Annotated in this window: 15 protein-coding genes and 1 other RNA gene; 8 read left to right on the top strand and 8 right to left on the bottom strand. The window is 62.0% G+C overall.

The features are described 5' to 3' along the window. Positions 1–9: 9 nt before the first annotated feature. The gene (nudC, locus tag BUA42_RS19750; RefSeq protein ID WP_072780066.1) at positions 10–978 is read right to left on the bottom strand and encodes an NAD(+) diphosphatase; all 969 of its coding nucleotides are present in this window, start codon (positions 976–978) and stop codon (positions 10–12) included. A 126-nt stretch (positions 979–1104) separates the two neighbouring features. On the opposite strand from nudC, the gene ffs reads away from it, so the two are divergent. Further along, positions 1105–1201: signal recognition particle sRNA small type (gene ffs / locus BUA42_RS19745), an RNA gene on the top strand. On the opposite strand, the gene BUA42_RS19740 is transcribed toward ffs, so the two are convergent. From BUA42_RS19740 to BUA42_RS19730, 3 genes are all read right to left on the bottom strand, one after another. Then, a complete protein-coding gene (locus tag BUA42_RS19740; protein WP_072780065.1) occupies positions 1201–1713 on the bottom strand; it encodes a protein-tyrosine phosphatase family protein in 513 nt (170 codons plus the stop codon). The genes ffs and BUA42_RS19740 overlap by 1 nt on opposite strands. Before the next feature lies 1 nt (position 1714). Continuing rightward, positions 1715–2548, bottom strand: coding sequence for a KPN_02809 family neutral zinc metallopeptidase (gene ypfJ, locus BUA42_RS19735; protein WP_072780098.1), 834 nt, complete (start codon positions 2546–2548; stop codon positions 1715–1717). A 66-nt stretch (positions 2549–2614) separates the two neighbouring features. Continuing rightward, a complete protein-coding gene (locus BUA42_RS19730) occupies positions 2615–3406 on the bottom strand; it encodes an inositol monophosphatase family protein (RefSeq protein ID WP_072780064.1) in 792 nt (263 codons plus the stop codon). Between the two features lie 178 nt (positions 3407–3584). On the opposite strand from BUA42_RS19730, the gene BUA42_RS19725 reads away from it, so the two are divergent. Continuing rightward, positions 3585–4034, top strand: a complete 450-nt coding sequence (locus BUA42_RS19725; RefSeq protein WP_072780063.1) for a YHS domain-containing (seleno)protein — start codon at positions 3585–3587, stop codon at positions 4032–4034. 190 nt (positions 4035–4224) lie between these two features. Then, positions 4225–4554: a hypothetical protein gene (locus tag BUA42_RS19720; protein WP_072780062.1), complete on the top strand. Its 330-nt coding sequence runs from the start codon at positions 4225–4227 to the stop codon at positions 4552–4554. Positions 4555–4793: 239 nt separating this feature from the next. On the opposite strand, the gene thyX is transcribed toward BUA42_RS19720, so the two are convergent. Further along, positions 4794–5699, bottom strand: a complete 906-nt coding sequence (gene thyX / locus BUA42_RS19715) for an FAD-dependent thymidylate synthase (RefSeq protein WP_072780061.1) — start codon at positions 5697–5699, stop codon at positions 4794–4796. 212 nt (positions 5700–5911) lie between these two features. Between thyX and BUA42_RS19710 the strand changes: the two genes are divergently transcribed. The 4 genes from BUA42_RS19710 (at position 5912) to BUA42_RS19695 (ending at position 9618) form a co-directional block, all read left to right on the top strand. After that, positions 5912–7039, top strand: coding sequence for a hypothetical protein (locus tag BUA42_RS19710; protein WP_072780060.1), 1128 nt, complete (start codon positions 5912–5914; stop codon positions 7037–7039). A gap of 1 nt (position 7040) precedes the next feature. Further along, on the top strand, positions 7041–8405 hold the full coding sequence (locus BUA42_RS19705) for a tetratricopeptide repeat protein (RefSeq protein WP_072780059.1): 1365 nt from the start codon (positions 7041–7043) through the stop codon (positions 8403–8405). A 68-nt stretch (positions 8406–8473) separates the two neighbouring features. Continuing rightward, positions 8474–8902 (top strand): VOC family protein, encoded by a 429-nt coding sequence (locus tag BUA42_RS19700; RefSeq protein WP_072780058.1) that lies wholly within the window; start codon positions 8474–8476, stop codon positions 8900–8902. A 5-nt stretch (positions 8903–8907) separates the two neighbouring features. Continuing rightward, entirely contained in the window at positions 8908–9618 is a 711-nt protein-coding gene (locus tag BUA42_RS19695; protein ID WP_245819078.1) for a DUF1194 domain-containing protein, read from the top strand. A gap of 3 nt (positions 9619–9621) precedes the next feature. Here BUA42_RS19695 and BUA42_RS19690 read toward each other — a convergent pair whose 3' ends face one another. The 3 genes from BUA42_RS19690 to BUA42_RS19680 form a co-directional block, all read right to left on the bottom strand. Then, positions 9622–10119, bottom strand: coding sequence for a MarR family winged helix-turn-helix transcriptional regulator (locus BUA42_RS19690; protein ID WP_072780057.1), 498 nt, complete (start codon positions 10117–10119; stop codon positions 9622–9624). Positions 10120–10200: 81 nt separating this feature from the next. Beyond that, positions 10201–10461 (bottom strand): succinate dehydrogenase assembly factor 2, encoded by a 261-nt coding sequence (locus BUA42_RS19685; protein WP_072780056.1) that lies wholly within the window; start codon positions 10459–10461, stop codon positions 10201–10203. Further along, positions 10458–10850, bottom strand: coding sequence for a helix-turn-helix domain-containing protein (locus BUA42_RS19680; RefSeq protein WP_072780096.1), 393 nt, complete (start codon positions 10848–10850; stop codon positions 10458–10460). Before BUA42_RS19680 ends, BUA42_RS19685 begins: the two co-directional genes overlap by 4 nt. 85 nt (positions 10851–10935) lie before the next feature. On the opposite strand from BUA42_RS19680, the gene BUA42_RS19675 reads away from it, so the two are divergent. Further along, on the top strand, positions 10936–12138 hold the full coding sequence (locus BUA42_RS19675; protein WP_072780055.1) for a pyridoxal phosphate-dependent aminotransferase: 1203 nt from the start codon (positions 10936–10938) through the stop codon (positions 12136–12138).

Here is a 12138-nt window from a genome sequence, read left to right as displayed (position 1 = left end):
AGAGTTGCGTCAATCCAGTGTATCGGCAACCCAGTGGCGTAGCAAAAAATGTGCAATCGCGCCTTTTCGCGCGGGCAAGAGCCCGTCTCGCAACCCCGCAAAGGCGTCCATCACCTCTTCGCGGCTGACCCAGATCGCATCCTCGATCTCGACTGGATCAATCGTGATCTCATCGGTCAGGGCCGCGCCATGGCACCCGAACATCAGAGAGGCCGGAAAAGGCCACGGCTGGCTCGACAGGTACGTGACCTGACCCACCCGGATGCCAGCCTCTTCCCAAACCTCGCGGCGTACCGCCGCCTCGATGGTTTCGCCAGGCTCCACGAATCCGGCGAGGCAGGAATACATGCCCTCCGGCCATCCGGGCGAGCGCCCGAGAAGTACCTTGTTGCCGCGTGTGATCAGCATGATCACCACCGGGTCCGTCCGCGGAAAGTGACTGCCGCCGCAGGCCTGGCACACGCGTTGCCATCCCGCCTGGGTCACATCACTCGGCGCACCGCATCTTGCACAGAACTGGTGCGTCTCGTGCCAGCCGATGATCGCCTTGGCCGTCGCCGCCAGTTCCGCATCCCGCGCGGTCAGCGCGGTCATCACCATGCGCAGCTCGGCAAACCGGTGATCATCGGGAACGGCGGGGTGATGTTGTTCGCTCCGGTCGACAAATGCGCCGACCTCGGTTGTGTCCTCCACCGGCTGCCAGCCCGAGATGTCATGCGCAAACCGCGCGGCCCCGTCTTCGCGACCCAGAAGAATCGGCGGCACGCGCGCGTCCTTCAGGATCGGATGGTCAAGCGGCAGACGCGCCAGCATGCGGCTCGGCCCATCCCCGATCAAAAGCGGTTTGCCTTTCCAAAGCACCAAAGTTCGCGCAGCGGGATCCTGCATCGCGGCGGCAAGACCGGGCATATCGCCTCGCAACTCTGCCGCGCGATCCAGCGCGGACCCGCCAAAGGTCACCTGTTCCGCAAACCGCATGCCCTGTCCCCCCGATTTTCTCGTGCACACGCCGATGCCACGCTTCTGCGCCAAGGGCAATGTGTCCCCGCCGTCGGTACGGTCCCCGTCTTGCAATTCCGGTCGGCGCGAATTAATTGACATGTCGAGAGGTTGGCGCGGGCGAGCGCCTCGCCAACCCGGTCAGGTCCGGAAGGAAGCAGCCGTAACGAGCCCCGCTTGGGTCGTTGTCCAGCCTCTCACCTACTCCCCCTCATGTCGCAGGAACACCGCAGGCGCGCGTTTCGCCTCGAACGCCCAGCGCATCTGGTCGTCGGTCTCCACCGCGCAGGCGCGTACCGCGCGCAGACGGGTCAGGGCGTCCTCGGGTGCGTCGCCCACCTCGATCATCAAGCGCAACGCCACCATGCCGGATCGCCCGCACCCACCTCGGCAATGGACCAGCACCCGTCCGCCGCCCAAGAGCGCGCGCCGTGCCGTCGCGCTCACATCCGGCCACGCCTCGTCGAACGCGTCATCCGGCACGCCGAAATCGCTGATCGGCAGATGTTCCCATCGCGTGCCGGTATCCACCAGATCGCGCCACAGACCGGCCGCGCCCGCCGTGACCAGTTCAACCTCGGTGACAAGCGACATCACAATCGAGGGCTTCCACTCGATCAGATGCTGCACATCGCCCGCGTAGTCGCCCCGTGCGCCGGGGATGGGCGAAATACCCAGGATTCCCTGGCCGACCGGCAGCGCGTAGATGATCATGTCAGAGCCTGTCAGTGCTGAACGTATCGCAGCTTCGGATATCGCCCGTCTGGTAACCCGTCGCGAACCAGCGCGACCGCTGTTCGGACGTGCCATGTGTGAACGTGTGCGGTTGCGGCACCCGACCCGCGCGTTTTTGCAGGTGATCGTCACCGATCATCCGCGCCGCGTTCAGCGCCTCTTCCAGATCGCCGGGTTCAAGCAACCCATCCACCGATCGCGCCCAGACACCCGACAGGCAATCGGCCTGCAATTCGAGCCGCACCGTCAGCGCATTGGCCTGCGTTTGCCCCACGACCTGACGCCGTTCGTTGACCTGCCCCAGAATGCCCAGCTCGTTCTGCACGTGATGCGCCACCTCATGTGCGATCACATAGGCCGCGGCGAAATCCCCCCGCGCGCCAAGCTGGCGCGACAGGGTCGCGAAGAATTCCGTGTCGAGATATGCCTTTTCGTCCGCCGGGCAGTAGAACGGCCCCGTCGCCCCGCTTGCGTTGCCACAGGGCGAACTGGTCGCGCCCGAAAACAGAACCAGCACCGGCGGGTCGTAGGGACGCCCCACTTGCGCCGGAAAGATCTGGCCCCATACCTCTTCAGTGGTTGCCAGCACCCGCGACGTAAACTCCGCCGCGCGCTCTTCCTCGGCACTCAGCTCGCGCGGCGCCTGGGACGCCTGCGTCGTCTGTTGCAACAGCGGCGTCACATCGACACCAGCGAAATAGCCGATAGCCAGCACCACGAGAAGGCCAACACCGCCGATGCCCGCCTTGCCACCGCCGCCGCGCCGCCGGCGATCTTCGATATTCCGACTGCCGCGAACACCTCTTAGACGCATGTCATCCATCCCCAGAAAGAACCGGAGATTATGATACACATCCCGCGTTCCGGGAACAGTCCCGCCTTAGTCGGTGGTGCGGATCACCTTGGCGAGGGCGGAAAACAGCTGATTGTTGGCACTCAGGATCGCGCCGTCTTCCAGGGGTTTCTGACCGCTCCGGATCCCTTCGATCAGCGCGCCGGCCTCAGACGCGATGAGCATTCCCGCCGCCAGATCGATCACCGTCGCCTCGCGCTGCCAGAACCCGTCAAACCGTCCGGAGGCCACATAGGCAAGGTCCAGCGCCGCCGACCCCGACGCGCGCAGCCCGGCGCATTCCGGCATCACCCGCGCCATATCCTTGAGCGTCGCGGGCAGCGTCCGCTTGACACCGTTCGGCACGCCATGGGCCAGAACCGCATCGACCAGCCTGTCGCGGTTGGACACGCGCACGCGTTTATTGTCATTCAGCCAGGCGCCCTGTCCCTTTTCGGAATAGAACATCTCGTCCTTGGCCGGGTCGAACACCACCGCCGACACGATCTGTCGCTTGTGCTCCAGTGCAATCGTCACGGCATAATGCGGCTGACCGTGCAGGAAATTCGTCTGCCCGTCCAGCGCGTTGACGATCCAGCGTCGCGTCGGGTCCTCGCCCTCGGTTTCGCCACGCGCGTCGAGATACCCGTACGTGCGTCGCACACCGGTCAGTTCCTCGCGCAACAGATCCGCCGTCGCTGCGACGGTCCGCGCCACAAACGCCGCCGCGTTCACGGCCGAGCTCTGCAGGTTCTCGACCTCGCGGAAATCCTTGTTCAGCGACCGTCCGACCTTGCGCGCGGCCTTGATCATGATGTTGAGATTGGCGCTGCCCTGCATGATGGGCCTCCCGCTGTTCCGGATCAGACCGGGCGTATATGCGGGACCACGGCCAATGCCAAGAGGCGGCGGAATGTGACAGCGTTTCACAGCTGCGGGATGATTGTATCAGCCTCCTTCCTTTGCCGAACGGGTTGCCCATGTCTACTCTGTACCCGTTAACAAAGGACCAACGCCCATGCACCGCCGTACCTTCGCCAAGCTTACCCTCGCCGCCCCGGCACTCTTCTTCGCCCGCCCCGCCCTGGCGCGCGAGCCGGAAATCTATCAGGAAGGCGGTGTCGCCATCGATGGCTCCGACCCGGTCGGCTACTTCACGAATAATGGCCCTGTTGCCGGATCATCCTCCGTCACCGTCAACTACAAGGGTGCAACCTGGCGCTTTGCCGATCAGGCCTCCGCCGATGCATTCCAATCCAACCCCACTGCCTACGAACCGGCCTTTGGCGGCTACTGCGCCTTCGCCGCCTCCCGCGGCTACCTCGCGCCGACTACGCCCGAGGCGTGGACGATCTACGAAGACAAGCTTTATCTCAACGCCAACCTCCGCGCCCGTGAACTCTGGCTGCAGGACATCCCCGGCAACATCGCCAAGGGCAACGCCAACTGGCCCGGCATACTGGGCTGACGCTGGCATGAGGCGGGATCACCCCTACAATTGCCCGAAAAAGAGGCAGGACACACCCGCGCTCTGTGGCATCCCACCGCAGCGCGCGGCGCATTCATCCGATCTTCAGACATTTCCGGTTACCGTTTCCACACCCCTGTAACCGGATCGGACGGGAGGCTGGTCCAGACACTCATGCGTGAGGACCATCATGTCTCCCATCCTGAAACTTCTTGCTTTTTACTATCTCTGCGATCAGGCCGCCGCGACGCAGGTTCTGTCTTCCGGCGACGTCGCCACCTGCATGGCGAATTACAATCAGATCAAGCTCGAATTCATCGACGAAGTGCCCGCACCCCTCGGCACCCCGGCCCGCGCCGCGCAGAACCGCTTGGGCTATGCCGGGTTCAAGGCGTGGGAGGCCGCCAATCCCGACCTCGTTGAAGAGCTCCGCGCCAAGGCACAGCTGGACCTCGCGCTCCTGCCGAAAACCGGCACCATTCCCATCGCAGATCTCACCGGCCCACTGACCCACAACTGAACCGCCGCGTAGGGTGGGTTTCAAACCCACCACATTTGCACCCGTGGGCCGGACTCCAGCCCGGCAAAGCCCGCGTGACCGCCAGACCGCGGGATGGCGATCCGACCGTCGATCTGCGGAACTTTATGAAAGCCAAATCCTAACACAGTGTGAGCGGCTCACAGCGTGACTCAAATCGCCAGCCCGTCCGGGCGGTCTGGCGATCGCGCGGCACCTTCGGTGCTGTTCGCGCGCATCATTCAGTTCAAAACCGCTTCAAACTCCCGCCATTCCCCCTTGGACATGCCGGAATTCTCCTGCGTCACCGTCTCGCCCTTCAGCATCCGCCGGACACAGTCCAACGCTGTAGAAGACAGCGTCGCGCCGCCCATGCGGTAGTCCTCGAACGCGCGATAGGCAAACGGCACCCAGTCGGCGACGACCTTGCAGATTTCCTCGGCATAGACGCGGATCTCGAATTGCGCGTGGGCGTCCGCTCGCAGGCGCAGGAAGTGCAGCAAATTGTGCAGATCCACCTTCCAATACCATTGCGTGTAGATATTGGCGGGCAGGTTCATCCGCGCCAACTCGCGGGCAAGGCCCTGCTGGCCGTCCTGGCTGATCATTTCCTCGTAATGGTCGTAGCAGCGCATTGCATCGTCGCGCAGGTAGCGCAGCACGCGGTCGGCTTCCTCGCCCTCCAACGCCGCACCGCGGCCCTGGTTGTTCACCACCGATTGCGCGGCCAGGTGTTCGGGCGCGGGGATGTAGAATTCCCGGTCGAGGATCGAGTACCGGGCCGAGTATTCGTTGACGTTTGCGGTGCGGTGCCGGATCCACTGCCGCGCGACGAAGACCGGCAGTTTGACGTGCAGCTTGATCTCGCACATCTCGAACGGCGTCGAATGCCAGTGCCGCATGAGGTAGCGGATCAGCCCTTCGTCGTTCTGTACGGATTTCGTGCCCTTGCCGTACGACACCCGCGCCGCCTGACAGATCGCGGCATCGTCGCCCATGTAATCCACCACCCGGATGAACCCGTGGTCGAGCACCGGGTACGCCGTGTAGAGGTGGCGCTCCATCCCCTCACTCACCGCGCGCAGCGTGTTCTGCGGCGCAGCGCGCAACTCCTTGATTTCGGCCTCTTGTTCCAGCGACAGGGGCATGGCGAATCCTTTCCACTAGGATGAGTCGGACCTTACTATATCTCGGGGGTGCGTATGTAGGAACCACCAAGGATGGTGTCTTGCATCCGCGCCGCACTTCGCCGCTTTTTCATCCACCCCCGGTTGCTTTGCGTTGACTTTCACACGCCTCTGCCGGACGGTCCCGCCAGAGGTCGTGAAAAAGACCAGAGCAAACCGAGGCAGACTTTCCGATGACGCGCATTCTATTCCTGATCCTGTGTTTTGGTTTCGTAGCCGCCTGTGACAGCGGTGGCGGCGATGTTTTGAACCCGCCCGTGGAAGAAGATCCGGATACCGATACGCCCACGGATGGCGAAACCGATCCGGATGCCACACCCATCGACAGCGACCGGGAATTGCCTCCCGGGACGGCGGAACCGACGCCCGACTCGAGCATCGTGCGCACCGAAGAACGGACGGACGATGGCGGCGGTTTCGCCGAAAACGTGCGCTACCTGAACGATCAGGGTCAGGACCAGTTCGTCGTCGACAACCTCGCCTTCGACGGTGACAACGTCTACGAGCGCGGTACGGCCGTCAGCCAGCTTGCCGGCTTCGGCGTTTATGAAGGCGCGGAAAGCACTGTCGACCCCGACACCGGCAACGTGCTGGGAACCTTCCAGTATCGAGCCGTCTACGGTCGCAGCCGCACCGGCCAGACCGAATTCGCCATCGTGCGCACCGGCTCTTATATCGACTACGGCTTCGGCGGCTTCGTCTATCAGCGCAACTCAACTGATTTTAACGGCGACCCAGTGCGGCTCGTGCTGCCGGAGGACGGTGATGCGCAGTATGTCGGCGAATATGCTGGGATCCGGATCTTCGATGGCCAGTCCGGGCTCGAATATGTTTCGGGTGAGGCGGAACTGTTCCTCGATTTCAAAGACTTTAACAACGGCCAGCGCGGTGTCGCCCTTTTCGTACGTGACCGTCGCCTGTTCGATGTGAACGGGAACGACATTACCAACGACTACCTCGCGGCCATCGGAGCGGACAACGGCGGCGCTTCCGGCGATGGCGCCCCGTCGCGCAACCTCATCATTCTCACAGATGATGCTGGCAACCCGGTACTGCCGAACCTTGCATCGATTGTGTCACCCACGAATGCCGATACCAACGGGGAAATCACGGGAGACATCGCAGAGCGCGCGCGCTTCGACGATGGTTCTATCGTCACAACCGCGGAAGGTACTTATTTCGGCATCGTTTCCGGGACGGATGCGAGCGAGATCGTCGGCGTCCTCGTGATCGAAGGTGGCGACCCACGGAACGACTCCACCGTTCAGGAATCTGGTGGTTTCATCATTTACCGACAGTAACATGTCCCTGATAGCTGCCAGAAACATCGTTGCGGCGGTGGCCCTGCTCTTCACGGGGGCCACCGCGTCTGCGGAGGTCGTGCTCAGCCCGGCTGAAATGCGCGAGGTGGCCAGCCAGGCCGTGCTCCAAGGGCGTCCGGACGTGGCCTACGATCTGGCCGGCGCCTTGTTGCAGCGCGACGCAAACGACATCGACGCGCAGCTGATCAGGTCACGCGCCGCCCGCGATCTTGGGCGGTACGATACAGCCCTCGAACACGCGCGCAGGGCCTGGGATTTGGCAGATTTCGACCGTGCGCGCTATGCGGCGGCCTTGGCCCAAGCTCAGGCTTTGGCGTCGGCGGGCAACAATACTCGGGCGCAGTGGTGGTTGCGGCGCGCGGCGCAGATTGCGCCGAATGATCAGTTGAAAACCCGCGCGGCGCGGGATTTTCAGTACGTGCGGGCGCAGAACCGGTGGTCGACCTACCTGAGTTTTTCGATTTCCCCGAGCTCCAACATCAACAATGGCAGTCGGAACGAGACGTCGGAACTCTTCGACCTGCCGCTTGATTTCCAGCTGCAGGGCGAAGCGCGGGCTTTGTCCGGGGTCGAGATATCAACCGGTCTGAGTACGCGCTATCGCCTGCAGCAATCCAGCACGCGACGGACCGATCTTTTCTTTTCCGCACAGCATCGCAGCTACGTACTGTCCGACGATGCCAAGGAGATTGCACCCGATGCAGACGGATCAGATTTCGCCACCAGCTCAGCCGCGATTGGGGTGCAGCAGTTGTTCCAGCTGTCCGAAACCGGCACACACCTTGGCTGGAACGCGCGTGTCGGGAAGGTGACCTTCGGCGGCGACGACCTTTTGCGATACAGCCGTCTTGGCACGGAGTATCGCACCGTCGTTGGCGAGAGTGGGTTGCTGAACCTGTCCTTGTCGCATGAGGCGCAGGACGGGCTGAACGGGCGCGATGATGCATCGATCTGGACCGGAGCCGTCGGCTACGGCCACCGCCTTGAAAACGGCAACCGGATTTCGCTGTCCGCCACTCTTATCGAGTCGGAGAGCGACGCCGACTACCTTGATTATACGAAGCGCGAAATTGGAGTGCGGTACAGTCTGTCCCAGCCGATTGGACGGGCGCTGTGGGACTTCGGGGTCACGGTGTCCGACAAGACACATGAGGTTTCCAACCTCACCTCCGACGGGCGCGAAGAGCGCAGCGTCGAGGCGTCGATCACCGCCGCCTTGCCGGACTTCGATTTCTATGGGTTCATTCCGACGGTCACGCTGAAAGCAGAGCGGACGGACGCCAACCTCGACCTCTATGAGACCGAGAACTTCGGCATTCGTCTCGGCATTCGGTCCGCATTCTAGAGGCGTTTCCGGCTCGACACGGCGGGACGATAGCTTAGCTTTGTCGAAACAGACTCAGCGAGGATAAGATGGCTCTTCGATATCTCCACACGATGGTGCGCGTGAAAGACCTGGACGCGTCGATGAAATTCTACGGGCTGCTTGGCCTGAAGGAAACGCGGCGGATGGACAACGAAAATGGTCGATTCACCCTGATCTTCATGGCGCCCGAAGGTCAGGAAGAGTGCCCGGTCGAGCTGACCTACAACTGGGACGGAGACGACGGATTGCCGTCGGACAGCCGCCATTTCGGCCACCTCGCCTACCGCGTCGATAACATCTACGAGATGTGCCAGCACCTGATGGACAATGGCGTCACGATCAATCGTCCGCCGCGCGATGGTCACATGGCATTTGTGCGCTCGCCCGACAACATATCGATTGAACTGCTGCAAGCGGGCGACTCTCTGCCGCCGCAGGAGCCTTGGGCCAGTATGGAGAACACCGGCCACTGGTAAGCTGCGTGCGCATTCAGCTTGCAGTGCTGGCAGCGCTCGCCGCCTCGGTCCTGCCGGTGGCGGCGGTGGCGCAAGAGCATTGCAGGCTGGCCCTAGTCCTTGCCCTCGATGTGTCATCTTCGGTGGATGCCGAGGAATACGTGCTTCAGCGCGATGGCCTCGCGGCGGCTCTAGATGATCCCACCATCCGCTCGGCGATCCTCGAAGGGCCGGGGTATGTCTCTATCGCCATCTACGAATGGAGCGGTCGGCGACAAAGCACGATGGTGCGTGACTGGGTCGCCCTCACCGATGGCGCCGCGATTGATGATCTGATCGCTACACTTACATCCAGCCCGCGCAGCCACACCCGGTTCCCGACCGCGATGGGCTACGCCCTTGGCTACGGAGCCACCCTGCTCGCACGCGGACCAGAGTGCGACCGGCAGGTCATCGACGTGTCCGGCGATGGAGAGAACAACGATGGCTTCCCACCGCGCCTTGCCTACAAGAACTTTCCCTTCGCCAATGTCACCGTCAACGGTCTGGCTGTTCTGGGCAGCGCGCCCGAGGTGATCGACTATTTTCAGCGTGAGGTGCGCTACGGTTTCGGTGCGTTTGTCGAAACGTCCCTAGGCTATCAGGGCTACCGCGAGGCGATGACCCGCAAGCTTTTCCGCGAATTGAATGACCGCATCCTGAGTGCGCTCCCGGTCGATCAGGATCGGCCCGGATAGGCGTCAGTAGATGTAGCGGATCTGATCGGTCCAGTACCGCTCCATCCGGCGCAGCGTATCGCTCATGTCCGAGAGCGTGTCGTCATCGATGACGTTCTTGCTCAGCAATCCGTGGGCGTGCCGCGCGAACAGGGCGGAAATCAGATCGCGGATCTCGCGCCCGCGCGCAGTAAGGCGCACCCGCACCGACCTTCGATCAATCTCGCATCGCTGGTGATGCATGTAGCCCATTTCGACGAGCTTCTTCAGATTGTAGCTGACATTGCTGCCCTGATAGTAGCCGCGGGTTTTCAGCTCTCCCGCCGTGACCTCGTTATCGCCGATATTGAACAAAAGCAGCGCCTGCACCGCGTTGATCTCAATGATACCGACGCGTTCGAATTCATCTTTGATCACGTCCAGCAGAAGCCGGTGCAATCGTTCGACAAGCGCCAGCGCTTCCAGATAACCGTCCAGGACGACGTTGGATTTGCCCTGCTCAACAGATGCGTGAATGCTCATTATGTACTCCGCCAAATCGGTTTTGACGGAGCATCAGGTAAAATCGCAAATAATCAGTTAAGTGCGCTAACAGGCTGAAATTCAGCGCTGAAATGCGACTTTTGAGATGTCCGAGATGATGTCTTGCAGACCCTCGGGTGGCGGTTTCTGACCGCTCACCCATTGGTACAGGTCCTGATCGTTTTCCGACAGAAGCGCATCGTACCGATCGAGCATGTCATCATCGAACTCGCCCAGGCGGCGGTCAGCATAGCGCGACAGGATGATGTCCATCTCCTTGATGCCGCGCCGCATGGAACGCATGGAAAGACGCTTGAGGCGGTGTTCGCGAAGTTCGCTCATGTGGACGTGTCCATCATCTGACGCAGACGCTTTTCCAATCGGGCCATCTGTTCCGCCTTGGCGTGCAGATCGGCTTTCAATTCCCGAACCTCAAGGATAACTTCGGACATGTCGGTGGGCAACGGTTCAGCGTCGGGGTTTTCGATCCCTTCACCTTCTCCGTTGATGAGCCACATCATCGATACGTTCAGCAGGCCCGCCAGCATGGATAGCCGATTGGCGCGCGGTTCGGACAGGTCGTCCTCCCAGTTCCGCATCGTCGATTTCTTGACACCGAGCCGTTTCGCCAGCGCTTCCTGGGACATTCCAGCGGCTTCCCGCGCGGCGGTCAGCCGGTCGCCAAATGTTGCAATTTCAGGGGCGTACCAGTCTTGGTCGCTCTCGCTCATCACGTCTCCTTTCGCGATCATCGCTTGATCGTGTTTCGGGCGCACCCTAAGACAGTCGGGACCTATGCACAAACAGAGGCCCACGATGTCCTTTCTGTCCGACGCCCTTGCCCGTGTCAGCCCCTCCCCCACCATCGCCGTGACGCAAAAAGCCATGGAACTCAAGGCGGCGGGCAAAGACGTCATCGGCCTTGGCGCCGGTGAACCGGACTTTGACACGCCAGACAACATCAAGGCCGCCGCAATTGCGGCGATCGAGGCGGGAAAAACGAAATACACCCAGGTTGACGGCATCCCCGAGGTGAAGCAGGCCATCTGCGACAAGTTCAAACGAGAGAACGGCCTTGATTATGCACCGTCTCAGGTCACCGTGTCGTCGGGCGGTAAACAGGTGCTGTTCAACGCGCTAGTCGCCACACTGAACCCCGGAGACGAGGTCATCATCCCGGCCCCTTACTGGGTCAGCTATCCGGATATGGTCAAACTGGGCGGCGGGACGCCTGTTGTCGTTGAAACCACGCTGGAGAATGGGTTCCGCCTGACGCCAGAGGCGCTGGAGGCGGCGATTACGCCCAAGACCAAGTGGTTCATCTTCAACTCGCCGTCGAACCCGACCGGCGCAGGCTATGGCCACAACCAGTTGAAAGCGCTGACTGATGTCCTGATGCGCAACCCGCATGTTTGGGTGATGACTGACGACATGTACGAACACCTGGCCTTCGACGGGTTCCAGTTCTGCACCCCGGCACAGGTGGAGCCGGGTCTCTATGACCGTACGCTGACCGTCAACGGCGTGTCCAAGGCTTACGCGATGACCGGCTGGCGGATCGGCTACGCGGCAGGTCCAGAGCAGCTGATCGGCGCGATGCGGAAGGTGCAATCGCAATCGACCTCCAACCCGTGTTCGATCAGTCAATGGGCCACCGTCGAGGCGCTGAATGGTCCGCAGGACTTCCTGACCGAACGCTGCGATGCGTTCCGCAAGCGCCGCGACCTGGTTGTGGCGGGGTTGAACGCCTGCGACGGGGTCACCTGCGCCGTCCCCGAAGGCGCGTTCTATGTCTATCCGTCCATCGCGGGCTGCATTGGCAAGACAAGCGCCGGAGGCACGTTGATCGACACGGACGAAGCATTTGCAACGGCATTGCTGGAGGAACAAGGCGTTGCCGTCGTCTTTGGCGCAGCCTTCGGCTTAAGCCCCTATTTCCGCGTGAGCTACGCCACCTCGGATGCGGTGCTTGAAGACGCGTGCGCCCGCATCAAGAGTTTCTGCGCGGGGTTGACCTGA

Origin of the sequence: Marivita hallyeonensis (assembly GCF_900129875.1) — a bacterium.
Taxonomy (GTDB): Bacteria; Pseudomonadota; Alphaproteobacteria; order Rhodobacterales; family Rhodobacteraceae; genus Marivita; species Marivita hallyeonensis.
This window is presented reverse-complemented; position numbering and strand designations above follow the sequence as displayed.

Excerpts from the sequence above, each read along its gene's own strand:
- nudC (WP_072780066.1), bottom strand. The coding sequence starts at position 978 with ATGCGGTTTGCGGAACAGGTGACCTTTGGCGGGTCCGCGCTGGATCGC.
- BUA42_RS19740 (WP_072780065.1), bottom strand. The coding sequence starts at position 1,713 with ATGATCATCTACGCGCTGCCGGTCGGCCAGGGAATCCTGGGTATTTCG.
- ypfJ (WP_072780098.1), bottom strand. The coding sequence starts at position 2,548 with ATGCGTCTAAGAGGTGTTCGCGGCAGTCGGAATATCGAAGATCGCCGG.
- BUA42_RS19730 (WP_072780064.1), bottom strand. The coding sequence starts at position 3,406 with ATGCAGGGCAGCGCCAATCTCAACATCATGATCAAGGCCGCGCGCAAG.
- BUA42_RS19725 (WP_072780063.1), top strand. The coding sequence starts at position 3,585 with ATGCACCGCCGTACCTTCGCCAAGCTTACCCTCGCCGCCCCGGCACTC.
- BUA42_RS19720 (WP_072780062.1), top strand. The coding sequence starts at position 4,225 with ATGTCTCCCATCCTGAAACTTCTTGCTTTTTACTATCTCTGCGATCAG.
- thyX (WP_072780061.1), bottom strand. The coding sequence starts at position 5,699 with ATGCCCCTGTCGCTGGAACAAGAGGCCGAAATCAAGGAGTTGCGCGCT.
- BUA42_RS19710 (WP_072780060.1), top strand. The coding sequence starts at position 5,912 with ATGACGCGCATTCTATTCCTGATCCTGTGTTTTGGTTTCGTAGCCGCC.
- BUA42_RS19705 (WP_072780059.1), top strand. The coding sequence starts at position 7,041 with ATGTCCCTGATAGCTGCCAGAAACATCGTTGCGGCGGTGGCCCTGCTC.
- BUA42_RS19700 (WP_072780058.1), top strand. The coding sequence starts at position 8,474 with ATGGCTCTTCGATATCTCCACACGATGGTGCGCGTGAAAGACCTGGAC.
- BUA42_RS19690 (WP_072780057.1), bottom strand. The coding sequence starts at position 10,119 with ATGAGCATTCACGCATCTGTTGAGCAGGGCAAATCCAACGTCGTCCTG.
- BUA42_RS19685 (WP_072780056.1), bottom strand. The coding sequence starts at position 10,461 with ATGAGCGAACTTCGCGAACACCGCCTCAAGCGTCTTTCCATGCGTTCC.
- BUA42_RS19680 (WP_072780096.1), bottom strand. The coding sequence starts at position 10,850 with ATGAGCGAGAGCGACCAAGACTGGTACGCCCCTGAAATTGCAACATTT.
- BUA42_RS19675 (WP_072780055.1), top strand. The coding sequence starts at position 10,936 with ATGTCCTTTCTGTCCGACGCCCTTGCCCGTGTCAGCCCCTCCCCCACC.